The sequence below is a fragment of the Streptomyces sp. ADI96-02 genome, from assembly GCF_003846185.1.
Lineage (GTDB): Bacteria > Actinomycetota > Actinomycetes > Streptomycetales > Streptomycetaceae > Streptomyces.
Window position 1 is genome coordinate 14,396 of sequence record NZ_ML123034.1, and the last position, 26,683, is coordinate 41,078.

General features: G+C 73.1%; 21 protein-coding genes. 14 read left to right on the forward strand and 7 right to left on the reverse strand.

Annotated features, from left to right (window positions below; all coding sequences use genetic code 11):
- Positions 1–66 precede the first annotated feature (66 nt).
- From EES43_RS00050 to EES43_RS00080, 7 genes are all read left to right on the forward strand, one after another.
- Complete coding sequence (locus tag EES43_RS00050; protein WP_164493078.1) at positions 67–1,746, forward strand: ABC transporter substrate-binding protein; 1,680 nt, start codon at positions 67–69, stop codon at positions 1,744–1,746.
- Positions 1,743–2,669, forward strand: coding sequence for an ABC transporter permease (locus EES43_RS00055; RefSeq protein ID WP_124266707.1), 927 nt, complete (start codon positions 1,743–1,745; stop codon positions 2,667–2,669). The genes EES43_RS00050 and EES43_RS00055 overlap by 4 nt, the downstream gene beginning before the upstream one ends.
- Positions 2,654–3,574, forward strand: coding sequence for an ABC transporter permease (locus EES43_RS00060; protein ID WP_241192296.1), 921 nt, complete (start codon positions 2,654–2,656; stop codon positions 3,572–3,574). Before EES43_RS00055 ends, EES43_RS00060 begins: the two co-directional genes overlap by 16 nt.
- Positions 3,571–4,569, forward strand: coding sequence for an ABC transporter ATP-binding protein (locus EES43_RS00065; protein WP_124266708.1), 999 nt, complete (start codon positions 3,571–3,573; stop codon positions 4,567–4,569). The genes EES43_RS00060 and EES43_RS00065 overlap by 4 nt, the downstream gene beginning before the upstream one ends.
- On the forward strand, positions 4,566–5,414 hold the full coding sequence (locus tag EES43_RS00070; RefSeq protein ID WP_124266709.1) for an ABC transporter ATP-binding protein: 849 nt from the start codon (positions 4,566–4,568) through the stop codon (positions 5,412–5,414). Before EES43_RS00065 ends, EES43_RS00070 begins: the two co-directional genes overlap by 4 nt.
- 301 nt (positions 5,415–5,715) lie before the next feature.
- Positions 5,716–7,290, forward strand: a complete 1,575-nt coding sequence (locus tag EES43_RS00075) for a phytoene desaturase family protein (protein ID WP_124266710.1) — start codon at positions 5,716–5,718, stop codon at positions 7,288–7,290.
- 184 nt (positions 7,291–7,474) lie between these two features.
- Positions 7,475–8,710: a metal-dependent hydrolase family protein gene (locus EES43_RS00080; protein WP_124266711.1), complete on the forward strand. Its 1,236-nt coding sequence runs from the start codon at positions 7,475–7,477 to the stop codon at positions 8,708–8,710.
- A 122-nt stretch (positions 8,711–8,832) separates the two neighbouring features.
- Here EES43_RS00080 and EES43_RS00085 read toward each other — a convergent pair whose 3' ends face one another.
- The 6 genes from EES43_RS00085 to EES43_RS00110 form a co-directional block, all read right to left on the reverse strand.
- Positions 8,833–9,819, reverse strand: coding sequence for a DMT family transporter (locus EES43_RS00085; RefSeq protein WP_124266712.1), 987 nt, complete (start codon positions 9,817–9,819; stop codon positions 8,833–8,835).
- 186 nt (positions 9,820–10,005) lie between these two features.
- Entirely contained in the window at positions 10,006–10,644 is a 639-nt protein-coding gene (locus EES43_RS00090; protein WP_241192297.1) for a TetR/AcrR family transcriptional regulator, read from the reverse strand.
- Between the two features lie 77 nt (positions 10,645–10,721).
- Positions 10,722–11,849: an FAD-dependent oxidoreductase gene (locus EES43_RS00095; RefSeq protein WP_124266713.1), complete on the reverse strand. Its 1,128-nt coding sequence runs from the start codon at positions 11,847–11,849 to the stop codon at positions 10,722–10,724.
- Positions 11,833–13,089 carry a Glu/Leu/Phe/Val dehydrogenase dimerization domain-containing protein gene (locus EES43_RS00100; protein ID WP_124266714.1) on the reverse strand — a complete coding sequence of 419 codons (1,257 nt, stop codon included), beginning with the start codon at positions 13,087–13,089 and terminating at the stop codon, positions 11,833–11,835. Before EES43_RS00100 ends, EES43_RS00095 begins: the two co-directional genes overlap by 17 nt.
- Positions 13,090–13,210: 121 nt before the next feature.
- Entirely contained in the window at positions 13,211–14,392 is a 1,182-nt protein-coding gene (gene solA / locus EES43_RS00105) for an N-methyl-L-tryptophan oxidase (protein ID WP_124266715.1), read from the reverse strand.
- A 270-nt stretch (positions 14,393–14,662) separates the two neighbouring features.
- Entirely contained in the window at positions 14,663–15,277 is a 615-nt protein-coding gene (locus tag EES43_RS00110) for a TetR/AcrR family transcriptional regulator (RefSeq protein ID WP_241192298.1), read from the reverse strand.
- A 360-nt stretch (positions 15,278–15,637) separates the two neighbouring features.
- Between EES43_RS00110 and EES43_RS00115 the strand changes: the two genes are divergently transcribed.
- The 7 genes from EES43_RS00115 (at position 15,638) to EES43_RS00145 (ending at position 25,157) form a co-directional block, all read left to right on the forward strand.
- Positions 15,638–17,731 (forward strand): acetate--CoA ligase family protein, encoded by a 2,094-nt coding sequence (locus EES43_RS00115; RefSeq protein ID WP_124266716.1) that lies wholly within the window; start codon positions 15,638–15,640, stop codon positions 17,729–17,731.
- Complete coding sequence (locus tag EES43_RS00120; RefSeq protein WP_124266717.1) at positions 17,728–18,534, forward strand: SDR family oxidoreductase; 807 nt, start codon at positions 17,728–17,730, stop codon at positions 18,532–18,534. The genes EES43_RS00115 and EES43_RS00120 overlap by 4 nt, the downstream gene beginning before the upstream one ends.
- Entirely contained in the window at positions 18,531–20,123 is a 1,593-nt protein-coding gene (locus EES43_RS00125; RefSeq protein WP_124266718.1) for a 5-guanidino-2-oxopentanoate decarboxylase, read from the forward strand. Before EES43_RS00120 ends, EES43_RS00125 begins: the two co-directional genes overlap by 4 nt.
- A gap of 79 nt (positions 20,124–20,202) precedes the next feature.
- The gene (locus tag EES43_RS00130) at positions 20,203–21,360 is read left to right on the forward strand and encodes an acyl-CoA dehydrogenase family protein (protein WP_124266719.1); all 1,158 of its coding nucleotides are present in this window, start codon (positions 20,203–20,205) and stop codon (positions 21,358–21,360) included.
- 141 nt (positions 21,361–21,501) lie between these two features.
- On the forward strand, positions 21,502–22,587 hold the full coding sequence (locus EES43_RS00135; protein ID WP_124266720.1) for an S-(hydroxymethyl)mycothiol dehydrogenase: 1,086 nt from the start codon (positions 21,502–21,504) through the stop codon (positions 22,585–22,587).
- Complete coding sequence (locus tag EES43_RS00140) at positions 22,584–23,216, forward strand: MBL fold metallo-hydrolase (RefSeq protein WP_124266721.1); 633 nt, start codon at positions 22,584–22,586, stop codon at positions 23,214–23,216. The genes EES43_RS00135 and EES43_RS00140 overlap by 4 nt, the downstream gene beginning before the upstream one ends.
- 675 nt (positions 23,217–23,891) lie before the next feature.
- Positions 23,892–25,157 (forward strand): MFS transporter, encoded by a 1,266-nt coding sequence (locus tag EES43_RS00145; RefSeq protein WP_124266722.1) that lies wholly within the window; start codon positions 23,892–23,894, stop codon positions 25,155–25,157.
- A gap of 65 nt (positions 25,158–25,222) precedes the next feature.
- Here EES43_RS00145 and EES43_RS00150 read toward each other — a convergent pair whose 3' ends face one another.
- Entirely contained in the window at positions 25,223–26,626 is a 1,404-nt protein-coding gene (locus EES43_RS00150) for a carotenoid oxygenase family protein (RefSeq protein ID WP_124266723.1), read from the reverse strand.
- Between the last annotated feature and the right edge of the window lie 57 nt (positions 26,627–26,683).

A 26,683-nucleotide genomic window follows, 5' to 3' on the forward strand; every position in this document is an offset into this window, starting at 1 on the left:
CCGACACCAGGTTCCGTCCTGCCGTCCGGTCACCCCGCGCCGGGACGGCCCCACGAGAGGACGCCCATGGCCGGACCACATCACGAACCGACCCGACGGCTGGTCCTGGCCGCCGGGGCCGCGGGAGGCGCCGCCTCCCTGCTGACCGGCTGCCTGGGCGACCGGTCCCCCTCCTCCGCCCCCGCGGGCCCCCCGGCGGACGTGCCGCGCTGGGCTCCGGGACCGGGCGAGCCGGCCGGTGCGAGGCGGGGCGGCAGGGTGATCACCGCCTGGTCCAACGAGGCGCAGTCCTACGATCCGGCGATCGGCTGGGACCTCCACAGCTGGGAGGCCATCTCGACGGTGCTCTACGCCCCGCTCTACCAGTACGCCGGCCAGTTCGACGGCCCCGCTCCGCACGCCGCCCAGGGAGCGCCGCAGGTGTCGAAGGACGGCAGGGTGTACACCATCCCCCTGCGCCGCAACGTGCGCTTCCACAACGGCCGCCCGGTGGTCGCCGAGGACTACGTCTACACCTGGACGCGCCTCATGGACCCGGGCCTCGCCTCCTGGGCGTCGAGCTATCTCTTCGGGATCGAGGGAGCGGAGGAGGTGTACGAGGAGAAGGCGGAGAGGATCCGCGGGCTGAGCGCTCCGGATCCGTACACCCTGCGCGTCACGCTCACCGAGCCGGACGTCCTCTTCCCGGCCCTGCTGTGCATGCCCTACACGGCCGCCCTTCCCCGTGAGGAGGTCCGCCGCCTGGGCGCCGAGTTCGGCCGCACGCCGGTCGGCAGCGGCCCGATGCGGATCACCCGTTACGACAGCAAGGGCCGGCGAGCGGTCTTCGAGCCCTTCGACCAGTACTTCTGGCGCGGCACCCCGCTCATCGAGCGGCTGGAGTACCGGTGGGGCATCGGCTATCCCCTCCAGGCGCTCCAGCTCAGCGGCGGGCGGGTCGACGTCCTCGGTGAGGGGCTGGTGGCCAGCCAGGCCGCCCGGTTCACCGCCGACGCGTCCATGCGCGAGCGGTTCGTCCAGGCCGTCCCGGTGCGCGGGACGCAGTGGCTCTCGCTCAACCACAGGCGCCGGGAGCTGCGCGATCCGCGCGTGCGGCGGGCTCTGAACTGGGCGGTCGACCGGGAGCAGCTCATGCGGCTCACGTTCGGCCTCTCGGACCCGTGGGGCTCGCCCTTCCCGAAGAGGCTCGACCGCTTCCGCCGTACGGCGAAGCCCTACGCCTACGATCCGGAGCGGGCCCGCGCGCTGCTGCGGGAGGCGGGGGTGGAGAAGCTGAAACTGGAGTTCCTGCACGGCACCCAGGACCCCTGGCCGCTCCTCGGGCAGGTGCTCCAGCAGCAGTTCGAGGCGGTGGGCGTGGAGCTCAGCCTGAACGCCATGAGCCAGCCCGCCTTCGAGCTGGCCACCTCCGACGGCAAGGGCGACCTCTACGGGTCGCACCTCTACATCACCCTGAACAGCGCCCTCGAACTCGTGTCCTCCAACTTCACCTCGGACGCCTCCTACAACTACCTCGGTTACGCGAACGCGCGGGTGGACTCCCTCGCCGTCAGCGCGCGCAAGGCCCGAAGCACCGAGGCCGCCAACTCGCTCCTCGCCGAGATCGAGGACGAGCTCGTCCGTGACGCGGCCGGCGTCTTCCTGGGCAGCATGAACTTCCTCGCCGCACGTGCGCCGGAGGTCCGCAACTACCAGATGCGCGGTGAGACGGGCACCTACTACGACCGGCTGTGGGTGAAGCGATGAGCGCTCTTCCGATCAGCACGCAGAAGCCCGCGCCCACCGGGGCGCACGCGCCGGGGCGCGGTGGGGCCGCGGCCCGCTCCGCCGCGGCGAAGGGCAGCCGGCTGTGGCTCGCCGGGCTGGTCCTGCTCGGTGTGCTGTGCCTGCTGGCCCTGCTCGCCCCGCTGGCCGGGTCCCCGTACACGATCCACACCGACAGCCTCACCGCCGACGGCCTGCCCAGCGGCGTCGGAGCGCCCGGCCATCCGCTGGGCACCGACGCCATCGGCCGCGACATGCTCGCGCGCTCGCTCCACGGGCTGCGGGCCACTCTCCTCATCGCGCTGGTGGCCAACCTGACCTCCGTCGGCCTGGGCGCCGCGGTGGGGCTGGTGGCCGGTTTCTACCGGGGCTGGATCGAGCAGTGCCTGATGCGCCTGGTCGACGTGTTCCTGTCCATTCCCACCGTGCTGTCCGGCCTGGCGCTGGCGAGCATCGTGGGCCGAGGCACCACCGGCATCATCATCGTCGTCACCGCCCTGTACTGGGCGTGGACCGCGCGGCTTGTCCACGGGGAGACGGTCCGGCTGCGCAACCGCGGGTACGTCGAGGCGGCCCTCGCCCACGGCGTGAGCCGCCACACCGCGCTGCGCCGCCACGTACTGCCGCACCTGTCCACCGTCCTGCTGAACGTCGCGGCGCTCAACGGGGCGGCGGTCGTGGTCGTCGGGGCCGGGCTCTCGTACCTCGGTGCGGGCATCCAGCCGCCGACCCCGGAGCTCGGCAACATGCTCGCCGACGGCTCCGACAGCATGACCTACGCCCCGCACACCCTGTTCGTCCCCCTGGTCCTCGTCATCGCGACCGTCCTGACGTTCGTTCTGATCGCCGAAGGGCTCAATCGACGCAACCCTCTCTCGGAGCGACGCTCATGGCTCGACGCATAGGCATACGCATCCTGCTGGGCCTGTTCACCGTCATCGCGGTGGTCCTGCTCACCTTCATCCTCCAGTACGTCGTCCCCGGCGACCCGGCCCGCAGCATCGCCGGACCGAAGGCGGGCCCGGAGGTCCTGGCGGAGATCCGCGACCGGCTCCGCCTCGACGACCCGCTCTGGTCGCAGCTCGGCCACTACCTGGGTTCGGTGGCGACGGGCGACCTGGGCACCTCCTACACGAACGACCGCCCGGTCCTGTCGCTGATCCTCGAACGGCTTCCCGCCACCGCCGTCCTCGCCGCCGCCGCGCTCGTCGTCGAACTCGTCCTCGGCGGTCTGTGGGGGCTGTGGGAAGCGCTGCGGCCCCGGCGCAGCTGGCTGCTGGCGACCGTCAACGTCGGTCTGCTGTCGATGCCGGTGTTCTCCCTGGGCTTCCTCCTGCTCCTGCTCTTCGGCTACCAGATCCCGATCTTCCCGATCGACGGCGGCACCGGGGCGGCGCAGATCGTGCTCCCGGCGCTGACGCTCGGGATCCTGGGAGCCCCCTACTACGCCAACGTCGTCCGCGACAGCACCCGTGAGGCCCTGTCCTCCGCGTACGTGCGCACCGCGGTCGCCAAGGGCCTCAGCCGGCGGCGCATCGTCGTCCGGCACGTGCTGCGCAACACCGCCTCGCCGGTGACGACCCTCCTCGGCATGGACGTGGCGGTCTTCCTCTCCGGCGTCGTCTTCGTCGAGACGATCTTCGGCTGGCCCGGGATCGGCCAGATGCAGACCGAGGCGTTCGCCGCCCTCGACCGCCCGCTGCTCACCGGCACGGTGATCGTCGCCGCGACTCTCGTCGTGACGGCCAACCTGCTGGTGGACCTCGTCAGGACCGCCATCGACCCCCGTGCCGCATCGGAGACGTCATGATCGCCACCCCGGAGGCAACCGCCGTCCGCAGTCTCGGCAGCGAGGTCACGATCGACGGCCTCAGCGTCGCCTACGGAGACTTCACCGCCCTGCGGGACGTCTCGCTCCAGGTGCCCGCCGGCACCACCACCGCCCTCGTCGGCGAGTCCGGATCCGGCAAGTCCACGCTGGCGCTGGCCGCCGGCCGGATCCTCCCGGCGGGCGCCCGGATCACCGGCGGCTGCGTCCGGGTCGGGGACGTCGAGCTGACCTCCCTGGGCGGGAAGGCCCTGCGGGAGGCGCGGGGCCGTACGGCCGCCTATCTGGCCCAGGACGCGTCCGCCGCCCTCAACCCGGTGATGCGGGTGGGCCGGCAGATAGCGGAGGTCCACCGGGTCCGCGACGGAGTCGGGCGGGTCGAGGCCGATCTGCTGGCCCGCCGGGCGCTGGCGGACGTCGGCATCCCGGATCCCGAACGGGTGGCGCGCCTCTACCCCCACGCCCTGTCCGGCGGGATGCGGCAGCGCGTGATCATCGCGATGGCCCTGGCCTTCCATCCTCAGCTCCTGATCGCCGACGAGCCGACCACCGCGCTGGACGTGACCGTCCAGGCCGAGATCGTCGGTCTGGTCAGCCGGCTCCAGCAGGAGTACGGGCTCACGGTCCTGTGGATCACGCACGACATGTCGGTCGTGGCGGAGATCGCCGACCACGTCGCCGTCCTCTACGGCGGCCGGCTGGTCGAGCACACCGATGTGCTGACCCTCTTCGAGGGGGCCCGCCACCCGTACACGGAGGCGCTGCTGCAGTGCTTCCGCAGCGGGCGCGACGCCGGGCCCAAGGAGCCCTTCACCACGATCTCGGGCAGTCCGCCGGTCGGCGGCACTCCCCCGGGATGCCCGTTCCACACGCGCTGCCCGCTGGCCGACGTCCGCTGCGGCACCGACCTTCCGGAGCCGCGCCGGCTGGCCGAGGACCACGTCGCCGCCTGTCACCGGCTGGAGGGCCTGCGATGACGGAGACCGCACCCGCGGCGGGCGCGCCGCTGCTGGAGGCCACGGGCATCACCAAGCGCTACGGCCGGTACACCGCGCTCGACGCGGTGGACCTGCGCATCGAGGCGGGCCGCACGGTCAGCGTCGTGGGGGAATCGGGCTCGGGCAAGTCCACCCTGGCGCGCGTCATCGTCGGCCTGGAGCGGGCGGACAGCGGCAGTGTGCGCTTCCGCGGGGAAACGGTCCGGGGCCGCCGGGCGCGGCACGCCTTCCGCCGCAGTGTCGGCACGATCTTCCAGGACCCCTACGAGTCGATCGATCCCCGGCTGACGATCGGCGAGGTCGTCGCGGAGCCGCTGCGCGCCCACGGGCTGTACCGGGCCGACGGGGCCCGGCGGGTGCGCGAACTGCTGGACTCCGTGGGCATGGAGGGGGTCGATGCCGACGCCTACCCGCACCGCTTCTCCGGCGGCCAGCGGCAGCGCGTCTGCATCGCCCGGGCGCTGGCCACCGATCCCGAGCTCGTCATCTGCGACGAGCCGACCTCCGCGCTCGACGTGTCCGTCCAGGCGCAGATCCTGAACCTGCTGCTGGACCTGCAACGGCGGCGCGGGCTGTCGTACTTGTTCATCACGCACGATCTCGACGTCGTCCGCCGCATCAGCGACGAGGTCGACGTGCTGCTGCGCGGCACGCTCGTGGAGCGGGGCAGCGCGGAGGAGGTCACGACCCGGCCGCAGCACGAGTACACCCGGCGGCTGCTGGGCGCGGTGCCGGCCATCTCGCCCCGGCTGCGGCGCATCGGGGTGCCGCTGGCCTCCGGTGCCCCGGCGGAGGCGGAGAGCACCGAGCAGCCCTCGGGGTGAGCCCGCGCCGCACCTGGTCCGGCCACGTTCCGTAAGGGGTCTGTGCGGCCGGCCAGGGTGGCGGCGCATGGTTTTACTGACTGTCGAGTCAATCAATATCTACCGATCGCCTTTGCTCTGCGAACCACTATCACACCAACCGGTCGACCTGTTGAACAGCTGTCCACCTGGTGTTATGCGTCGCCTTCGCGCCTCTCTAAACATCTCTCATCCTGCCTCTTGAGTCAGTAACTTCATCCAACTCTCGCGAGAATTCGACGAATCTCTTGCGGTCCACGAAAGGCGCGTGTTACCAAGAGTCATGCCAGCACAAGCGGAAGTCTCCAGGGACGTCTACGACGTCGTCATCGTCGGTGGTGGTCACAACGGGCTCGTCGCCGCCACCTATCTCGCTCGCGCCGGGCGCTCGGTGCTCGTCCTCGAACGTCTCGACGTCACGGGCGGCGCGGCCGTCTCGACCCGGGCGTTCGAGGGCGTGGACGCGCGCCTGTCCCGCTACTCGTACCTCGTCTCGCTCCTGCCGTCGAAGATCGTCGACGACCTGGGCCTCACCTTCGCCGTACGGAAGCGCTCGGTCTCCTCCTACACGCCCACGGACCGCGACGGCCGGGCCACCGGGCTGTTCGTCGGCGGAGGCAGGGAGCGCACCCGCGCCTCCTTCCGCGCCCTGACCGGATCCGACGCCGACTACGCGGCGTGGGAGAAGTTCTACGGCACGACCGGGGAGGTCGCCCGCAGCATCTTCCCCACCCTCACCGAGCCCCTGCCCACCCGTGCCGCGCTGCGTGACCGGATCGGGGACGACGCCGCCTGGAACATGCTCTTCGAGCAGCCGCTGGGCGTGTCGATCGAGGAGCGCTTCCGGGACGACCTGGTGCGCGGCGTCGTGCTGACGGACGCCCTCATCGGAACGTTCACCAGCGCGCACGACACGTCGCTCGCGCAGAACATCTGCTTCCTCTACCACGTCATCGGCGGCGGCACCGGCGACTGGGACGTGCCGATCGGCGGCATGGGCGCCTTCACCGACGCGCTGGCGGGAGCGGCGCGGGCCGCCGGGGCGGAGATCGTCACCGGCCACGAGGTCCTGCGCATCGAGCCGGACGACCCGCACTCGGTGGTGACCTACCGCACCGAGGCCGGCGAGGCCGCGGTCGCGGCCCGCAAGGTCCTGGTGAACGCCTCCCCGGAGGCCCTGGCCGAGCTCGTCGGCGACGGGGCGGCCGACGAACAGGCCGAAGGGGCCCAGCTCAAGGTCAACATGCTGCTGCGCCGCCTGCCGCGGCTGCGCGACACCTCGGTCGACCCGCGCGAGGCGTTCTCCGGCACCTTCCACATCTCCGAGGGCTACGGGCAGTTGGAGACGGCCTACCGCGAGGCCGCGGCGGGCTCGCTGCCGTCCGCGCCGCCGTCGGAGATCTACTGCCACTCCCTCACCGACCCGACCATCCTCTCCCCGGACCTGGTCGAGCGCGGCTACCAGACGCTGACGATGTTCGCCCTGCACACGCCCGCGAAGCTGTTCGAGGGCGACAACGACGCGAAGCGCGAGGCTCTGCTGAAGGGAGCGCTCGCCCAGCTCGACGCGGTCCTGGACGAGCCGATCGCCGACTGCCTGGCGGTCGACGGCGACGGCAGGCCGTGCATCGAGGCCAAGACCCCGCTGGACCTGGAGCAGGAGCTGCGCCTGCCCCGGGGGAACATCTTCCACCGGTCGCTGGCCCTCCCGTTCGTCGACGAGTCCAGGACCACGGGCCGCTGGGGCGTGGAGACCGCGCACAAGAACGTCCTGCTGTGCGGGGCGGGCGCGGTACGGGGCGGCGGCGTGAGCGGCATCCCGGGTCACAACGCGGCCATGGCCGTACTGGAGGAGTGAACGGCCGGCCGCCCGGTGGCGGTGGTATGAGGAAGCCGTTCGGGCGCGGCACGGTCGGCGTCCGGGCGGCTTCCTCCCCGGTTCCCGGGAGCGTGCGGCGTCTTCGGCCGCCGCTCCCGGGAACGGAGCATCACCGCACGGCCGGGACCGTCCGGCCGTGCGACCGATCTGTCGAGGAGGAACGATGACCCTCGCGCTGCGATGCGCCCGGCTGTTCGATGTCGAAGCGGGTGAGGTGCTGAGAGATCGCACCGTGCTGGTGGAGGGGGAGCGGATCAGCGCGGTGCTGCCCGCCGCGGCGCCGGTCCCCGAGGGCGTGGAGGTCGTCGATCTGGGCGAGGCGACGCTGAGCCCCGGTCTGGTCGATCTGCACACGCACCTGGTCGGTGTCGCCGCGTGCGGCGACCCCACGCAGGAGATCAAGCAGAGCGCCGCGCAGCAGGCGTTCGAGTCGATCGGCCATGCCCGCGCGACCCTGATGGCCGGCTTCACCACGGTCCGGGACGTCGGCAGCTACCGGGCCTTCGTCGACACGGCCCTGCGGGACGCGATCGACAACGGCACGGTGCTCGGCCCGCGCATGGCGGTGGCCGGAGCGTACGTCACGGTCTCGACCGGCGGTGGAATGATCACGGGGCTCGCCCACGACGTGCGGCTGCCCGAGGAGTTCCGGTTCGGCCGGGTGCGCGGGGTCGACGACACGCGCGAACGGGTCCGGGAGATCCTGCACGGCGGGGCCGACGTGATCAAACTGATCGGCACCGGGGCGGTCCTGACCAAAGGCACCGTCCCCGGCGCCCCGGAGCTCACGGAGGCGCAGATGCGGGCCGCGGTGGAGGAGGCGTCGTACTACGGTGCCTACGTCGCCGTCCACGCGCACGGGACCGAGGGCATCAAGATGGCGGTCCGGGCCGGTGCGCGCTCCATCGAGCACGGCTGCTACCTCGACGACGAGGGCATCGAGCTGATGGTCCGCCACGGCACGTACCTCTCCGCCGACATCTGGTGGAGCGACTGGCTCGTGGAGAACGCTGAGGGCGCGGGGTTCGACGAGGAGTCGCAGGCCAAGAACGACGAGGCCACCGGCGCCCAGCGCGAGGCGTTCGCCAAGGCGGTGCGTGCCGGGGTGAAGATCGGGTTCGGCACCGACGCCGGCGGGTTCCCGCACGGTATGCAGGCCCGCCAGCTCGTCACCATGTGCGCGTACGGGATGTCGCCGATGGAGGCGCTGCGCGCGGCGACGCTCACCAGCGCCGAGTGCATGGGCTGGGAGGACCGCATCGGGTCCATCGCGCCGGGGAAGTACGCCGACCTGATCGCCGTGCCCGGCACGTCCGGGGACATGGCGGCGTTCACGGACGTCCGCTTCGTCATGAAGGGCGGACAGATCGTCAGGAACGAGCTGACGGCGGGGCGCTGACCTGTACGGGCCGGTCCGGCGCGGGACACTCCGCGCCGGACCGGCCTTCGTCGTGTCCCGGGCCGGGACGAGGAGACGGAACGAGGTGACCGTACGGGGTGAAGGCCGTCCCGGGACAACCCTTACGGGTGCCGTGGCCCGGGCACGTCCGGGCCGTCCTCGCCGGCGGGGGCCGTGAGCGGCTCCGGGAGTGCGAGCGGGTCGGCCAGCGGCGGCGGGACCGAGCGGTCGGCGGAGACGACGAGGAACATCGCCACCAGGATCAGCATCCCGCCGATGACCGTCCGGCCGGTCAGCGAGGCCCCGACGAGCAGGCTGAACACCGCCACGAACAGCGGTTCGCAGGCCAGCACGACCGCCGCTCCGGCGGCGCTGACGCGGGACTGCGCCCAGGTCTGCACCGCGTACATGCCGAGCGTCGCCATCAGCGTGGAGTAGGCGAGCCAGCCCCATCCGGCCGGGGTGTCCGGCAGATCGATGCCGCTGGGCACGGCCCAGCAGGAGGCGATCACACCGGTGCCGAGGATCTGCAGGGTGGCCAGACCGTAGACCTTGTCGGGCGCGGAGTACTCCGACAGGAACGCGACCTGGATCGAGTACGAGAGGGCGGCGGCCAGCGTCAGCCAGCTGCCGAGGCCCAGCGCGACGCCGTTGAACGAGATCACGGCCAGACCGCCGGTCGCGACGAGCACGCCGGCCCAGACCCCCTTCGTCACCTTCGTCCGGAACAGGACGCGAGCCACCAGCGGGGTCAGGACCACGAACAGCGAGACCAGGAACCCGGACTGGGACGCGGGAATGTAGTGCTGGCCCTGGACCTGGAGGAGGGTGCCGGAGCCCAGGAAGAAGGCGAGGCCCAGTCCGGCGAGCGTGTGGCGGCGGCCGAGCGAGAGGATCGCGCGGGGCCGTATCGCCACCATGATGAGGCCGGCCAGCACGAAGCGGACGGCGACCAGGCTCGGCGTGCCCATCTCGGGGAGCAGCCAGACCGTGGTGATGTAACTCCAGCCCCAGACGGCGGTGGCGCAGGTCAGCGCGATGATGGCGATGCGCTGCCCCGGTCCCCCGCGGCTGCCGAGCCGCTGCTCCGTCTGCCGGGTGGCGGTCATGGGATCCCCCCTCTGCTGGGTACGGCGGCCGGCCGGGCGGTGGCGCACGGCTCCCGCAGCCTAATTTTTGACTGATTCGTCAGTCAATACGTGGAAGAGGTCGAGCCTCACCGTCGAAGGCGGAGGGCAGGACGTGCCGCCGGCGCGGACGGGCCCGCGCGGACGGAAGAGCGCGTTCGGCGCGCCTCAGGACCCGGAGGACGGCTGCACGGCGGCGCGGCGCGGCGCCAGGTCCGCCGGCTGGACGCCGAGCAGCGCGGCGACGTGCTCGCGGACCCACCGCGTGGCCTCCGCCTTCTCCAGGGCGCCGCGCCGGGCGACGAGCTGCACGGCGAGGCCGTCCAGGAACAGCGTGATCCGCCACGCCGCCTCGCGCGGGTCCGCACAGCGGAACTCGCCGCTGTCCATTCCCTCTTGGACCAGCTGGGCGATGGACGCCTTCCACTGCTCGTCCATGGTTCGCATGACGTCGTGGAGCCCGGTGTCCCTCATGCCGGCCGACCAGCCGTCGATCCACAGCCGCCAGCCCACGGCCTGACCCATCGGTGCGTACAGGCGCAGCAGCGCCTTCATCCGGGTCATTGCGGGCGACTTGCGGGCCAAGGCGGCCCGCAGGGATTCCATCTCCCGCTGTGCCGCGTGGGAGAAGGCCTCCTCGACGAGCAGTTCCTTCGTCGCGAAGTGGTAGTGGAGCAGGCCGCTGCTCACGCCGAGCGCTGCCGCCACGTCCGCGACACGCGTCGTCGCGATGCCTCGCTGCTTGATCTGCTCCACCGTCGCGTCGAGGATCTCCTCGCGCCGCAGGACCACCGTTTTGCGTGCCACGGGGGACAGCTTACCCGGCTTCCTGACTCGTGTGTCAGGAAGCCTGGGGTCCGCCCGGCCGGAACCGGCCCTGCCCGTCAGTTCGTCCCGGAGGTGCGCGAGAGGTGCGCGGCGAGTCGGAAGGGCTCCGGCACCGTGGCGTCGCCGGTCACCAGGCCGACGGTGAGTTCGCCGATGAGCGGGGCGAATTTCGCACCGTGCCCCGAACAGGGCGAGCAGACGACGAACGGCCCGACCCGGTCGAGCAGGAAGTCCTCGCTCGGTGTGAAGGTGAACAGGCAGCTGGTCTCGCTCCGGGGCACGGGATCCAATCCGGGGAGCCACCGTTTCACGTACTCCACGGCTCGCGCCCGCGATTCGGCGGTGACCACGCCGTCGCGGCCGCCGGCCGTCGTGCTCCGGCCGGTGTAGTGCTCGCCGATCTTGCGGTCGTCGGCCGGCCCGCCGTCCCGCCCGCCGGCGAGGTGGTAGACGCCCGCTCCCTGCTCGTGGAGCACGCTGGGCCAGGCGGCGGCGGTCGGGTCCAGGCGCGGGAAGTGGAAGGTGTCCTGCTGGGTGACGGTCAGCGGCGGCAGCTCGACGTGTCCGGCGAGCAGTTCGCCGGTCCACCCGCCGGCCGCGACGACGACGCGGTCGGCGAGGACCGTGCCGCCGTCGGCCAGCTCGACCCGGGCGCCGTCCCCGGCCGCCTCCAGGGACGCCACCGCGCTGCCGTGGCGGACGACCGCCCCCCGGCGGACCGCGGTGTCCGTGAACGCGGCGACCGCCGCGGCGGCGTCGACCGTGCCGCCCTGCCCGTGGTGGACGACCGGGCCCTCGAAGCGCATACCGGGCCAGCGGCGTTCGGCTTCGTCCGCGCCGAGCACCTCGTGCGCCACTCCCGCGGCGGCGAGCTGGGCGGCGACGGATTCGGCGTACGGGCGGGTGCCGAAGTCGATGCTGCCGAGCATGCGCAGCAGGGAGGCGCCGGAGTCCAGCTCCAGTTCCCGCCACAGCTCGAAGGAGCGCCCGGTCAGCCGGGTGTACAGGGCGTCCTCGTAGCCGCGCCGCACGATACGGGAGCTGCCGTGCGAGCTGCCCCGGGTGTGTCCGGGCGGGAACTGCTCCAGCAGCAGCACCGACAGGCCGCGGCGGGAAGCGGCCCAGGCGGTGGCGGCGCCCATCAGGCCGCCGCCGATCACGACGAGTTCAGCGCGGGTCGCCATGGCGGCCTCCGTTCGCGTACGCGGCGGCGGGCTCGCCCGGCCGTCCGAACCGGGTCTCGATGGCGTCCATGTTGCGGTCGACCACGCGCAGGGCGGCCTCGCGCGGCGTGACGCCGTGCTCCTCGGCGCCCGTGAGCATGTCGGCGGTCAGCCGGCTCATGGCGTCGCGGACCTTGCGCTGCGCCTGGTCGGCGTCGGCCCCGATGTCGCCGAAGAGGGTCCACCACCACCAGGCGTTGGTCGCCGAGTTGGCCACGAAGTCCGGCAGGACGAGCGTGCCGCGCGCGTGCAGGGCGGCTTCCGCCTCGGGGAGGGTCGGCATGTTGGCGGCCTCGGCGATGATCCGGGCGGTGACACGTCCCTGTTCGGCCGCGCCGATGCAGTACGAGACGGCCGCCGGGACCAGGATCTCGCAGTCGATGTCGAGCCACGTGTCCCCGTCGGCCTCGCTGTCGCCCGGCCGGAGCTGGGAGCGGTCGATTCCGCCCAGGCCGTCGCGGGTGAGCAGCAGCCGTTCGACGTCGAGCCCGTCCGGGTTGTGGACCACGCCCCGGGCGTCGGCCAGGGCGACGACGCGCACGCCCGCCTGGGCGAGGTAGCGCGCGGTCGCGCCGCCCATCGACCCGAACCCCTGGACGACGGCGCGTGCCGCGGTGCGGCCGATGCCGAGGTGGTCGAGCGCGGTGAGGGCCGACTCCGCGACGCCGAGCCCGCCGACCAGGTCGGCGAGCAGGACGCCGTCCACGTCGACGGCGAACGCGTCCGCCAGTCGTGCGCGGGCCCCGGCGGCGTCGTCCAGGAGCGGGTAGATGGCCTCGATGGAGCTGTCCACCCCCAGTTCGGCGAGGACGTCGTCGATGGTGTCCTGGCGCAGTCCGAGGTCCTCACCGGTGGTCCAGTGGTGCTTGAGGATCGAGCGGACGGCGTCGAGGTAGCGGCCGAGGACCGCCCGGGCCTGCGGGTCGTGCGGGCTGCAGTCGATGCCGCCCTTCGCGCCGCCCAGCGGGATGTAGCGGTTCGCCGGGTCGTAGTGGAGTGCTTCCTTGCGGCTCATTCCGGCGGCCAGTCCGCGGACCTCGTCGAGGGTGCACCCCTCGCGCATGCGCAGACCGCCGCTGGAGACGCCTCTGACCAGCCGGTCTATGACGACGTACCCCTCGCGTCCGGTGACGGGGTCGGTCCAGGTGACCTGGAGGTGGGGCGGTGGGGTGGATCCGGTGCTCGGCGGGTTCGCTGTCATGGCTTCCGTCCAGTGCGGGCACGCGTCGCAGACGGTGCGTTCTCGGGAGTGGGGAGGGGCGGCCCGCGCCTCCCGCGCGCCGCCGTGGGAGGCGGGCGGGAAGGCTGGGGCCGGGCGGCGGTCAGGTCATCCAGTTGACCGGGTGGTCGGGGTCGGTCAGCGCGGGACGGTCGAGCCGGAACGTGCTGTACGCGTCGGTGTGCGCCAGGGAGGGGTCCTGGACGAGGGCTGCCAGCATCCGGCCGAGGGTCGGCGCGAACTTGAAGGCGTGGGCCGCGCCGAGGCCCACCAGGACACGCTCCGCGCCGGGCACCGGGCCGAGGACGAAGTCGCGGTCGGGAGTGAGGGTGTACAGGCAGCGCTTGGAGCGGATGGCCCGCCCGCTGTGCGGGAAGCGCTCGCCCATGAACCGGGACAGTCGGTCGAGCATGACCGCGTCGGTGGCGCCCGAGCGCCGCTCGGGGCTGACCTCGGGGCCTCCACAGTCCTGTCCGGCCTTCACCGTGGCCTCGCCGTAGGACGGGAAGCCGTAGAAGCAGGGGTCGTCCAGCCAGATCCAGACGGGGAAGACCTCCGGCGTGAAGCGGGCGGGTTCCGTCGGTTCGAAGTAGGTGACCTGCTCCTCCAGCGTCGTGATGGGGATGTCCCACCCGAGGGGCCTGAGCAGGGTGTTGGCCCACGCGTCGGTGCACAGGACGACCTGGCCGGCGGAGTAGCGCCCGTGCTCGGTGACGACCTCGACCCCGTCGAGGCCGTGCCGCAGGCCGGTGACCGGGGTGTTGTCCCGCAGGGTGGCGCCGGCCGCCACGGCCAGTCGCTGCATGGCCTCGGTGGACCGGGCCGCGGGGACGATGGAGGTGCGCTCCTGGTAGAGCGCGGTCGTGCCGTCGGGCACGGAGATCTGGCCCCAGCGGCTCCGTACCTCGTCCGCGTCCAGGAGCTCGTAGGAGATCCCCTCGGCGGAGAGGCTGCGCCAGTAGTCGTCCAGCGGGAGCGGTGAGTCCGCGGGGCAGAGGTCGATCCCGCCGGTCCGCGTGACGAACGCCCGGCCCGACTCCTGTTCCAGATGGGCCCAGTCGTCGTACGCCTCCTTGGTCAGGCGTACGTAGTCGGGGCGGTGGTAGCTGTGCCGGAGGATGCGGGAGGTGTCGTGGGACGCCCCCCGGTCGTGGCCGAACTCGAACTGCTCCAGTCCCAGCACGCGCTGTCCGGCGGCGGCGAGCCGCCACGCGGTGGCGGAGCCGAGTCCTCCCAGACCGACGACGACGACGTCGAACGTCTCGGTCCCTGTGTTCACGTTCATGTATGGGCCTCTCGACGCGGAGCCAGCCCTCGCGCGTGCCCGGCGTTCGGCCGGGGCAGGGCGGCGACGGATGAGCTCGGGAACCACTCTCGGTGGCCGGATCGGCACCCGGCGGGGCCACGCGGAGCGGACCGGCCGAGGGATCAATACTGAACGACGATGCAGTAGCCGATTCCCGCCTGTCAAGCGTCGGGGGCGGCTGTTCTCCGTGCGACGCCGCGACTTCCGGCGGTACGGGCACGTCGGCGGGCCCGCACCGGGGGCGGCTGATCAGGCGTCTTCGAGGGCGGACGGCTCCACCCCCAGCTCGCGGGCGACGATCTGCCGGGACCACACCGCGGTCTGCTCACGGTCGCGGGTGTCGCGGTGGACCACGGTCTGCACGGCGACGCCGTCCAGCAGGGCGGTGATCCGCCAGGCGGCCCCGCGCGGATCGTCCACCGCGAACTCGCCCGCGCTCACCCCGTCCTGGATGATCGCGCCCAGCGCCTCCTTCCAGCGCAGGTCGAGTTCCCTGCCGACGGTCCGCATGCCGGGGTCGCGCAGCGCGGCGGCCCAGCCCTCGATCCACAGGGTCCAGCCCTTGGAGCCCTGGGTCGGCCCGTACCAGCGCAGGGCGGTCGTCAGGCGCCGCAACGCGGTCGTGGATCCGGCGGTCAGCCGGGCCAGGCGGTCCAGGTCCCGCTGCACGGCCCAGGTGAAGGCGTCGCCGATCAGCGCCTCCTTGGTCCGGAAGTGGTAGATCACCAGGGCGGGGCTGACGTCGAGGTCACGCGCCACGTCGGCTATGCGCAGGGGCTGGACGCCGTGCTTCTCGATCCGGGCGACGGTGGCGCGAAGTATCTCCCCGCGCCGCAGGCCGGGGTCCTTGCGGTTTCGGGTCACGTCCAGAGAGTAGGTCACGCCGGCCGTCGCACCGCCGCCGCGGCGGTGGCCTCCCGCGGTTTCCGGAGCCTCGCCACTGACTGATTCGCCAGTCAGGAAAATCGGTCGTCAAGGCATTGACAAAGCCCGGCCGGCCGCCACAGGCTACCGAGCAGGCAACTGCACCGCCGGTCAGTAAGAGACCGGCGATCGGCGGAAGCGGGCACCCGTACCGCGACCGTCGGCCGGAATGGCACCCGGCGTCGGAAGCCCCGCGTCGCACCGGCCGGCCCCGCGGCCTCCCGTCCCACCCCGCCGGACGCCGGCGCGCAGCCGGGCCCCACCACCACCGCCTCTCGGCCCAGAGGAGATGTCAGCACCATGACTGAAAGCCCGCACTCCCCCGGAGCCCGGAACAGCGGCCTCGCCGTCTTCCGGGATCCGGCCTCCGTGGCCGTCGTCGGCGCGTCCGCCAACCCGGCCAAGTGGGGGTACTGGCTCGCCCGCGGCGCACTCGCCGGCCGCGACCGGCGCGCCGTCCACCTGGTCACCCGCAGCGGCGGCGAACTCTTCGGCCGTCCCGCCGCCGCCTCGCTGGACGACCTGCCCGACGTCCCCGAACTCGTCGCCTTCTGCGTGCCCGCCCGGGAGGTTCCGGGCGTGGTGGGCCAGGCGCTCGCCCTGGGGGTGCGCGGACTGCTCGGCATCACCGCCGGAGTGCCGGACGGGTCCGGGCTCGCCGCCCGGGTCGCCGCCGCCGGCGCGCGGATGATCGGCCCGAGCAGCCTCGGGCTGTTCGACGCCGAGTCCGCCCTCCAGATCACCTGGGGCGACTTCCCTGCCGGCCACCTCGCCGTGGTCTCCCAGAGCGGCCAGGTGGGAAGCGAGATCGCGCTGCTCGCCCAGCGGGCCGGCCTCGGCATATCCCGCTTCGTCTCGGTGGGCAGCCAGCTCGACGTCACCACCGCCGAGCTGCTGGAGGACCTCGTCGACCACGACACGACCCGCGCGGTCGGCGTCTACCTCGAAAGCTTCCAGGACGGGCGGCGGATCTTCGACGCGATCAGGGCGCTGCGCGCCGCCGGCAAGCCCGTCGTCCTCCTCGCGGTCGGCAGCAGCGAGGCCGGGGCCCGTGCCGCACGCTCCCACACCAGCGCGCTGACCTCGCCCATGGAACTCGTCGACGCCGCCTGCCGCGCCGCCGGAGCGCTGCGGGTCGACACCCCGGCCGCCTTGGTCGACGTCGCCGCCTGCCTGCTGGCCGGCGCCCTCCCCGACGGGCCCAGGCTCGGGATCGTCAGCGACAGCGGCGGACAGGGCGCGCTCGCGGCCGACCGCGCCGGCCGCCGCGGCATCCGGGTGCCGGAACTGAGCGCGCCGCTGGCCGCCGACCTCGCGGCCCTCCTGCCCGACGGGGCCGCCACCGCCAACCCGGTCGACCTCGCGGGCGCGGGCGAACGGGATCTCGGCACCTACCGCGAGACGGCCGTACGCCTGCTGCGGTCCGGCGAGGTCGACAGCGTCGTGCTGTCCGGCTACTTCGGGCGGTACGGGCTCGACAGCCCGGCGCTCGCCGAGGCCGAGCAGCGCGTCGCGGCCGAACTGGCCGAGGCCGCAAGGGAGATGGGCCGCCCGCTGCTTCTGCACTCCATGGGCGCCGAGGGCGCGGCGACCCGCGTCCTGCGGGAGGCCGGGGTCCCCGTGTTCGCCACCATCGACGCCGCCACCGACGCGCTCGCCGGCGCGGTGGCCCTGCGGTCCAGCCCCGGCCGGTCGCTCGCGCCCCCGGCCGGAGCGGCGGCGGTCCCGGCCGGGTCGGGATACTGGCCGGCCCGCGGCCTGCTGAGCGACGCGGGCATCGCGTTCCCCGGAGCGCGTCAGGTCGCCGACGCCGGACAGGTCGCCGACGCCGCGGAACTCCTGCGCCCGCCCTACGTGCTCAAGGCCGGCTGGCTGGAGCACAAGAGCGAGGCGGGCGGCGTGCGCGTCGGGCTGCCGGACGGGCCGAGCGCGGCCTCGGCCTTCACCGAGATGCACGCGAGGCTGGGCGACGGAGCCTACGTCCTGGAGGAGCAGGACGTACGGCCCGACGTGGTCGAACTCATCCTCGGCGGACGGCGCGACGCCCGCCTGGGGCCCATGGTCACCGTGGGCGCCGGCGGCACCGAGGCCGAACTGCACCGCGACTCGGTCACCGAGTGCGCGCCGGTGGACCTGGAGCAGGCGCACGCGATGCTCCGCTCGCTGCGCTGCGCGCCGCTCCTGGCCGGGTGGCGCGGACGGCCGCCGGTGGACACCGGGTCGCTGGCCCGGGCCGTGGTCGCGGTGTCCCGCCTGGTCGCCCGGCTCGCCGGAGACGACACCGAACTGGAGATCAACCCCCTGCGGGCCGGTGCCGACGGCGCGATCGCCGTCGACGCGCTGCTCGTCACGCACCGGGACGACCACGCCCCCGACACCAAGGGAGAGTCATGACACACCACGTACAGGCCGACGAATTCAGCGGACGGGTGGCCCTGGTCACCGGCGGCGGATCGGGCATCGGCCGGGCCGTAGCCCGGCGTTGGGCGGCCGGGGGCGGCCGGGTGACCGTCCTCGGGCGGCGCGAGGACGCGCTGCTGGAGACGGTCGAACTCATCGAGGCCGCCGGCGGACGGGCCGACACGGTGTCGTGCGACGTACGCGACGCCGCCGCCGTGGACGCCGCCGTGGACGAGGTGGCCGCGCGGCACGGCCGGCTCGACGCGCTGGTGAACAACGCCGCGGGCAACTTCGTCCTGCCGGGCGAGGAGATGTCCCCGAACGGCTGGAAGGCGGTCATCGACATCGTCCTCAACGGAACCTTCCACTGCACCCGGGCCGCCGCCCGGCACATGCTGCCGCAGAGCGGCGGGGTCGTCCTCAACGTCATCGCCAGCTACGCCTGGCACGGGCATCCGGGCACCGTCCACAGCGCCGCGGCCAAGGCCGGCGTCCTCGCCATGACGCGGACCCTCGCGGTGGAGTGGGCCGCCCGCGGCGTCCGCCTCAACTGCATCGCCCCGGGCCCGACCGAGACCGAGGGCGCAGCCGCGGCGCTGTGGCCGACCCCGGCCGCCCGCGAACGCGTGCTCGGCAGCGTTCCGGCGGCCCGGTTCACCACCCCGGAGGAGGTGGCCGAGTCCGCGGCGTTCCTGCTGAGCGACCGGTCCGCCTACGTCACCGGCGACGTCCTGGTCGTCGACGGCGGCCAGTGGCTCGGCAAGTCCGTGTACACCACCGAGCAGGACAGCGCGTGAGCGCCGACGTCACGGGTGGCGAGGCGCTGGTCGCCGCCCTGGAGGTGCACGGCGCGGACACGGTCTTCGGCATCCCCGGAACCCACAACCTGCCGATCTACGCCGCGCTCGCCGGGCACGGCATCCGGCACGTCTCGCCCCGCCACGAGCAGGGCGGCGCGTTCGCCGCGGACGGCTGGGCCCGCGCCGGCGGACGGCCCGGCGTCTGCCTGACCACCACCGGGCCGGCTCTGCTCAACGCCGCGACGGCGGCGGCCCAGGCGTACTCCGACTCGGTGCCCGTGCTGCTCGTCTCGCCCGGCCTGCCGGTGCGCCACCCCGGCCGCGGCAACGGCTACCTGCACGAGGTCAAGGACCAGCGCGCCGCGCTGGACGCCGTCGTGGCCTACAGCCATCGCGTCACCAGCGTCGAGGAGATCCCGCTGGCCGTCGCCCAGGCGTACGCCGCGATGGCGACCGGACGGCCGCGGCCGGTGCACCTGGAGATCCCGCTCGACCTGCTCGACGAGCGGGGGCCGCTCCACCTCGTCGAGCCGGTCCCGGTGCCGCCCGCCGCCCCGGGCGCGGAGCAGGCCGAGGCCGCCGCGCGGGTGCTCGGCGATGCGCGCCGGCCCGTGATCATCGCGGGCGGCGGTTGCAGCGGGGCCTCCGCCGAACTCCTCGCCGTGGCCGAGCGGCTCGGCGCTCCCGTCGTCACGACCGCGAACGGCAAGGGCGTCCTCGCGGACGGGCACCCGCTCGCCATCGGCGCCGGGGTGCACCACGAGGCGGTGCGCGACCTCGTACGCGAGAGCGACGCGGTGCTCGCCGTCGGCACCGAGCTCTCACCCGCCGACCTGTGGATCGGTCCGCTCACCCCCGGCGGGCCCCTGGTGCGGATCGACGTGGACGCCCAGGCCGTCATCACCAACGCCCGGCCCGACGTCGCCGTCGTCGCCGACGCGGCTCTCGCCCTGCGGGCGATCGGGGACCGGCTCCGGCCCGCGCCGCCCGCGTCGGGCCACGACCGCGCCGCCGCGGCCCGGTCCGCGTTCGCGGCGCAGGCGCGTACCGAGGGGGCCGCCTACCTCGGTCTCGTATCGGCCCTGGCCCAGGCGCTCGGCCAGGACGGCTTCCTCGTCGGGGACTCCGCCATGGCCTGCTACTACGGCGCGCTGTCCAACCTGCCCGCCCACCACCCCCGGTCGTTCCTCTACCCGACCGGCCTGGGAACCCTCGGCTACGGGCTGCCGGCCGCGATCGGCGCCAAGCTGGCCCGCCCCGACGCGCCCGTGGTCGCCCTGCACGGAGACGGCGGGATCATGTTCACCGTCCAGGAACTCGCCTCGGCGGCCCAGTTGCGCCTCCCGCTGCCCGTCGTCGTCTCGGACAACGGCGGCTACGGGGAGATCCGCGACGAGATGGCCGCCCGTGAGGACCCCGTCCACGCCGTCGACCTGCCGGGCCCGGACTTCCCCGCCATCGCGCGGGCCATGGGCTGCCACGGCGTACGGGTCGACGGATCCGACCGGTTGGCCCGGTCCCTGGAGGAGGCGCTCGCCGCCGACCGGCCCACCCTCATCCACCTGCCCGAGGAACACGCCCGATGAACCACGGCGGTCCGGCCGGCCCCGCGCCGCCCCGGCCGCCGGTCCACGGCCCCGCCCCAACCCGCCACCGGAGGAAACCATGAACGCCATCGACGAACCGTGGCCCCTCACCGAGGAACAGCGCGACGTCGTGCGACTGTGCCGCGACTTCGCCCGCAACGAGATCCGCCCGCGGGGCCGCGAGGTCGACGAGGCCGACGTCGTCACCCCCGTCGACATCTGGCGCAAGGCCGCCAAGATCGGGATCACCGACTTCATGCTGCCCGCCGAGATCGGCGGCGGCGGCTTCACCGACGTGTTCACCCAGTGCCTCGTCCAGGAGGAGCTGTGCTTCGGCGACCCCGGCATCGGCAACCTCATGTGTTCCAACGGGTTCTTCGCGGACCCGGTTCTGGAGCTGGGCACCGAGGAGCAGAAGCGGCGCTGGCTGACGCCGCTCACCGGCCCGGACGCGCCGATGACGGCGCTCGCCACCACCGAGCCCGACGCGGGATCCGACGCGGCGTCCATCCGGACCACCGCCCGGCGCGTCGAGGGCGGGTACGTCCTGGACGGCCAGAAGGCGTGGATCTCCAACGCCGGAGCGGCCCGCTTCTACGTCGTCTTCGCCAAGACCGACCCCACCCAGCGCTCCAAGGGCGTCACCGCCCTGCTCGTGGACGCGGACACCGAGGGGCTCAGCGTCGGTGAGCCGATGCGGAAGATGGGCCAGCGGGCGATCGTCTGCCGGGAGCTGTACTTCTCCGGCGCGTTCGTGCCGGAGGCCAACCGGCTCGGCGAGGAGGGCCAGGGCTTCCACGGCCTGATGCGCACCTTCGACATCTCCCGCATCGTCCTGGGCGCGGCCTCGGTGGGTGCGGCGCGGGCCGCGTACGAGTACGCCAGGGACTACGCACGGACCCGGGTCCAGTTCGGCAAGCCGATCATCGAGCACCAGGCCGTCGCGTTCCGGCTGGCCGACATGGCGAACCGGATCGAGGGCGCGCGGATGCTGGTGCTGCGGGCGGCCCGGGCGGTGGACGCCGGGGCGGACGTGACCGGTCTGGCCGCCATGGCGAAGCTGACTGCCTCGTCGACCGCGATGTTCTGCACCTGGGCGGCCGTGCAGACCCTCGGCGGCTGGGGCTACTCGCGCGAGTACCCGGTGGAGCAGTGGATGCGGGACGCCAAGCTGGAGGAGATCGAGGAGGGCACCTCCGACATCATGCGGCTGGTCATCTCGCGCCACCTCCCCTGACGAACGGGACGCGTCCGGCGGCGGAACGCCGGGCCCCGGAGCGTGCGACGTGCGCTCCGGGACCCGGGACCGGCCGGACGAGGAGTCCTCGACGGCGACACCCGAACCACGAGAGAACGAACGACGAGAAGGGCCGTGCGCATGGCACAGGAAGTACGAGGAGTGGTCGCCCGGGCGAAGGGCGAGCCCGTCCGGCTGGAGACGATCGTGGTACCCGACCCCGGTCCCGGCGAGGCCGTGGTGAAGATCCGGTCGTGCGGCGTCTGCCACACCGACCTGCACTACCGCGAGGGCGGGATCGGCGACGACTTCCCCTTCCTCCTGGGGCACGAGGCGGCCGGTACGGTCGAGTCCGTGGGCGAGGGCGTGACGGAGGTCGCGCCCGGTGACTTCGTGGTGCTCAACTGGCGCGCCGTCTGCGGCCGGTGCCGGGCCTGCCGCCGCGGCCGTCCCTGGTACTGCTTCGACACCCACAACGCGAAGCAGCGCATGACCCTGGCGGACGGCACCGAGCTGTCCCCGGCCCTGGGCATCGGCGCGTTCGCCGAGAAGACCCTGGTCGCGGCCGGCCAGTGCACGAAGGTCGATCCGGCCGCCTCCCCCGCCGCGGCCGGTCTGCTCGGCTGCGGCGTGATGGCGGGCATCGGGGCGGCCATCAACACCGGCGCGGTCACCCGCGGCGACTCCGTGGCCGTGATCGGCTGCGGCGGCGTCGGCACGGCGGCCGTCGCGGGCGCGGCGCTGGCCGGCGCCGGACGCGTCATCGCCGTGGACATCGACGACCGGAAGCTGGAGGCCGCGCGCGGCCTCGGCGCCACCCACACGGTCAACTCCCGCACGCAGGACGCCGTGGAGGCGATCCGGTCGCTGACCGGGGGCCACGGCGCGGACGTCGTCATCGACGCGGTCGGCCGCCCGGAGACGTACGAGCAGGCCTTCTACGCCCGTGACCTGGCGGGCACCGTGGTGCTCGTCGGGGTGCCGACGCCCGAGATGCGCGTGGACCTGCCGCTCCTGGACGTGTTCGGACGCGGCGGTGCGCTGAAGTCCTCCTGGTACGGGGACTGCCTGCCGTCCCGGGACTTCCCGATGCTGATCGACCTGTACCGGCAGGGGCGGCTGGACCTGGACGCCTTCGTCACCGAGACCATCGGGCTGGAGGGCGTCGAGGATGCCTTCGCCCGGATGCACGAGGGCGACGTGCTCCGTTCGGTGGTGCTGCTGTGACCGGCGTACGCGTCGACCGTCTGGTCACGTCGGGGACGTTCTCGCTGGACGGCGGCACCTGGGAGGTCGACAACAACGTGTGGATCGTGGGCGACGACCGTGAGGTCGTCGTCATCGACGCGGCCCACGACGCCGACGCGATCGCCGGAGCCGTGGGCGGGCGCGCGGTGGTCGCCATCGTGTGCACCCACGCCCACGACGACCACGTCAACGCCGCGCCCGCGCTGGCCGGGCTGACCGGAGCGCCGGTCCTGCTGCACCCGGACGACCGGGTGCTGTGGCAGCGGACGCATCCGGACCTGCGGCCGGACGGGGAGTTGTCCGACGGGCAGGTCCTGCGGGTCGCCGGTACGGAGCTGACCGTGCTGCACACACCCGGTCACGCGCCCGGCGCCGTGTGCCTGCACGCCCCGGAGCTGGAGACGGTCTTCACCGGGGACACCCTCTTCCGGGGCGGCCCCGGGGCGACCGGGCGGTCGTTCTCCGACTTCCCGACGATCGTCGGGTCGATCGGGGACCGGCTGCTCACGCTGCCGCCGCGGACCGTGGTCCGCCCGGGCCACGGCGACACCAGCACGATCGGCGACGAGGCCCCGCACCTGGCGGAGTGGATCGCGCGCGGCCACTGAGCCGCACCGGGAAGCGGCTGCGGACGAGTACGGGCGACGGCCCAAGGGCTGTCCCGACCTTTTCGGCGTTCTCCCGGACGCCCGAGCGCCGGATCGGTCCGCCCGCTGCTTTCACAAAGAATCCGCTGTCAATAAATCACGCAGAAGCCCATAAATTGACCGCCGTGTTTCGCTATTCACAACAACTCTCCCGCCGGTGCCTCTCTGTGTTGATCGCGTCGGGCGGCGACGGCACAATGACGCACACCCTCGCGACACGGCACGGCTGACGAAACGTCGAGGCCGCCCGCTGAGCAGCGGTTCCGAGGCGGCCGGCGGCAATTGGTCGCCGGCCGCGTCCGAGAGACCACCACTCCGGCGAACACGCGATCCGGACAGCCGGTCATTCCCTTTCCGGCATCAGGAATCGCGCGCATGCGAAGCGGGAAGAGGAGATGCACAGTGGCGTCATCCACCGGCGCGGGAATTCCTGAAGCGGCCCGCGCGACACGCCGCCGTCCGGGGTCGAGGACGGCTCCCCCGAAGCGCAGACCGGCGACGACCCGCCCGCCCACGCGCGCCTGAGGGCTGTCCCCTGTCGGGCCCGGCGCGGCGGCCCGCGTGACACGCGGCCACGTACGCGTCTCCACGGACCCCGCCGCTCCTCCGCTTCGTCGTTCCGAGAGAAAGCCCCCGTTGTCCCTGACCGCACCCCCGGCCCCGGCCCCGCGCGCCTCGTACGCCGCCGTGTTGAGCAGCCCGTACGTCGCACGCCTGCTCGGCGGCACCCTCACCGGCCGCCTTCCCAACGGCATGGCGCCCGTGGCCATCCTGCTGTGGACCTCGGCGGCCGGAGGAGGCATCGCCTTCGGCGGACCGCTCAGCGCGCTGTACTCACTGGCCTCCGCGCTCTCGCAGCCGGTCAAGGGCCGCCTGATGGACGGCTACGGGCAGACCGCCGTGCACTTACCCGCGGCCCTCCTCAACTCCTTCCTCCTCCTGACCCTGCCGGCCGCCGACCCCCAGAGCAGACCGGCGCTCGCCACGGCGATCGTCGCCGCCGCCGGCCTGACCGCGCCGCCTCTGGAGGCAGGACTCCGCGCCCTGTGGCCGAGCCTGCTGCCGCCCTCTCCGCTGCGGCACGCCGCACTCGCCCTCGACACGGGCAGCCAGGGCCTCGTGTACATCGTCGGCCCGCTCCTCGTGGCCGTACTCACCTCCGTGCACAGTGCCTCGCTGGCCCTGGCCGCCGCCGCCGCGCTCGGCATGGCCGGCACCGCGGTCGTCGCCTGCGCGCCGCCTTCCCGCCGCTGGCATCTCGCGCAGTCGGCGAGGGCCGCCGGACCGATGCGGCGGCAGCTGAGGAGCCCCGGTCTGGTGCTGCTGCTCCTCTCCCTCACCGGTACCGGGTTCTCGATCGGCGCGCTGAACGTCTGGGCGGTCACCCTGGCGGAGCGCCACGGACAGGACCTGCTGTCCGGGATCGTCCCCGCCGCCTTCGCGACCGGCAGTCTCATCGGCGGACTCGTCTACGGGCGTCGGACCTGGTGCGGCACGGCCGTCGGCCAACTCCTCGCCGCGGGAGCCGCGTTCCTGGCCGGGTGGACGCCGCTCCTCGCCCTTCACGAACCCCCGTCGCTGACCGTCGCGGTGGCGGTTCCCGGCGCGTTCCTCACGGTCGTCGTCGGCTGCGCCTACGCGACCACCGACGATCTCGCGCCCCGGGGCCGGACCAGCGAGGCGTACGCGTGGCTGATCCTGTCGATCGGTGTCGGGCAGGCCGCCGGCACCGCGCTCTCCGGACGCCTCGCGGGCCATCCCCTCGCGAGCGCTTCGCTGCCCGCTCTGGGCGCGGCCTTCGCTCTCACCGTGCTGCTAACCGCCCGTCCGTCCCTCGCCTGCGGCGGACGCGCCCGCCCGCGCGGGCGACACCGTCGCCCGCGCGGAAGCAGGCGCTCCTGAACGCCGATCAGCTCCGATCCCGTCCGGAAGGACAGGCCGTCCTACGCGGAGGACCGACGTCGCCGTCAGGCGATGTCACGGTCGTCCACCCAGTTGCCGTGGAAGCCGAACGGAACGCGGTTCGGCAGGTGGACGCGGGCGATGGGGGCGGCGGTGATGTCGGCGGCGTCCAGGATGACGAGTTCGGCCCTGTCGGTGTTGCCGTCATGGACGACGGACATGATCCAGCCGTCGTCCTCCTCCTGCGCTCCGGGCCGGGGTACGAATTCCGGCTCCATGGTGACCCGGCCGGGGCCGTAGTGGCTGATCTCGCTGCGGCCGGTGACGGTGTCGACCTTGACGAGGGGGCCGGTCTCGAAGCCGTCACGGGTGTAGCGGCGCTCCACGTCGTCGGTGATCGCGACGCCGTGCTCACCGACCCCGGCGAACCATCCGTAGCGGTGGCGGCGGCCGGTCAGCGAGGCGTCGATGCGCGGGAACTCGACGCCGTAGGAGCAGATCGTCTGCTCGTCGGTGGTGCCGGTGGCCGGGTTCACGGTCCAGCGGACGAGTTTCGGCACGGTGTCCCCGGGTCCGTTCATGTCGGTCCGGAAGACCGCGTCGTACCGGACGACGTCCAGGGTGACGCTGCCGTCGGGGTCGTCGTACGCGTTGAGCACATGGAAGACGAAGCAGCGCGGCACGTCGATCCACTGAATCCGGTCGCCGGCGGCCCCGATCGGCAGGAGGCCGATCCGGGAGGGATGCTGCTCGTCCCACATCATGGGCAGGTTCGTGGGCGCGTTGCCCGACCGGGCCCGGCGCAGACCGGCGGCCGGGGTGACGGGGAGGTCGAAAACGATGACACGGGTGCGGGTCAGCGCCATGTCGTGCATCAGTGGCACGTCGTCGACGGCTATGTCGGTGGTGTGGGTGGCGGTGCCCTCGCGATCCAGGACGAGATGACGGACGGTCGCGGACTCCATGTGGTACGTGACGGCGTGGAGGTCGCCGGTCTCCGGGTCCGTCTTCGGGTGCGGGGCGAAGCCGCGCCCGAGTGCGCCGTCGCAGTCCCACACCGCCATGCCCCCGAGGTCGGGGGTGAGCTGGATGGGGGCCCGGCCGCCCTCGTCGACCGCCAGGATGCGCCCGCCATGGCAGAAGACGTTGGTGTTCGGCGCACCGTCGGCGTTGCTCTTCGGCGGACCGCCGTCGACGGGGGCGCCGTCGCCGCCCTGGACGAAGCGGCTGCGGTACCACTCGGCCCTGCCGTCCCGCAGCCGGATTCCGTGCACCATTCCCGGCCCGGTGAACCAATGGTAAGTGGCGGTGTCGACGGGGGTTCGCAGATTGGGGCCGATGCGCAGGTAACGGCCGTTGAGTTCGCGCGGCAGCACCCCGGTGACGGGCAGATCCGCAGCGCTCACCTCCTCTTCGACCGGGGCGAAATTGCCGCGGAGGTAAAAATTCTCTCCTGCCGTGCCGGTCATTCCGGTGCTCCTTTCGACACTCGCGAACGTACATAGCGAACGGTGCCGTATGAAATA

Bases quoted from the DNA above. Each gene is read 5' to 3' on its own strand.
- solA (WP_124266715.1), bottom strand. From the start codon at position 14,392: ATGAACGTGAACACAGGGACCGAGACGTTCGACGTCGTCGTCGTCGGT.
- EES43_RS00075 (WP_124266710.1), top strand. From the start codon at position 5,716: ATGCCAGCACAAGCGGAAGTCTCCAGGGACGTCTACGACGTCGTCATC.
- EES43_RS00080 (WP_124266711.1), top strand. From the start codon at position 7,475: ATGACCCTCGCGCTGCGATGCGCCCGGCTGTTCGATGTCGAAGCGGGT.
- EES43_RS00050 (WP_164493078.1), top strand. From the start codon at position 67: ATGGCCGGACCACATCACGAACCGACCCGACGGCTGGTCCTGGCCGCC.
- EES43_RS00095 (WP_124266713.1), bottom strand. From the start codon at position 11,849: ATGGCGACCCGCGCTGAACTCGTCGTGATCGGCGGCGGCCTGATGGGC.
- EES43_RS00135 (WP_124266720.1), top strand. From the start codon at position 21,502: ATGGCACAGGAAGTACGAGGAGTGGTCGCCCGGGCGAAGGGCGAGCCC.
- EES43_RS00115 (WP_124266716.1), top strand. From the start codon at position 15,638: ATGACTGAAAGCCCGCACTCCCCCGGAGCCCGGAACAGCGGCCTCGCC.
- EES43_RS00100 (WP_124266714.1), bottom strand. From the start codon at position 13,089: ATGACAGCGAACCCGCCGAGCACCGGATCCACCCCACCGCCCCACCTC.
- EES43_RS00070 (WP_124266709.1), top strand. From the start codon at position 4,566: ATGACGGAGACCGCACCCGCGGCGGGCGCGCCGCTGCTGGAGGCCACG.
- EES43_RS00085 (WP_124266712.1), bottom strand. From the start codon at position 9,819: ATGACCGCCACCCGGCAGACGGAGCAGCGGCTCGGCAGCCGCGGGGGA.
- EES43_RS00130 (WP_124266719.1), top strand. From the start codon at position 20,203: ATGAACGCCATCGACGAACCGTGGCCCCTCACCGAGGAACAGCGCGAC.
- EES43_RS00120 (WP_124266717.1), top strand. From the start codon at position 17,728: ATGACACACCACGTACAGGCCGACGAATTCAGCGGACGGGTGGCCCTG.
- EES43_RS00150 (WP_124266723.1), bottom strand. From the start codon at position 26,626: ATGACCGGCACGGCAGGAGAGAATTTTTACCTCCGCGGCAATTTCGCC.
- EES43_RS00060 (WP_241192296.1), top strand. From the start codon at position 2,654: ATGGCTCGACGCATAGGCATACGCATCCTGCTGGGCCTGTTCACCGTC.
- EES43_RS00065 (WP_124266708.1), top strand. From the start codon at position 3,571: ATGATCGCCACCCCGGAGGCAACCGCCGTCCGCAGTCTCGGCAGCGAG.
- EES43_RS00055 (WP_124266707.1), top strand. From the start codon at position 1,743: ATGAGCGCTCTTCCGATCAGCACGCAGAAGCCCGCGCCCACCGGGGCG.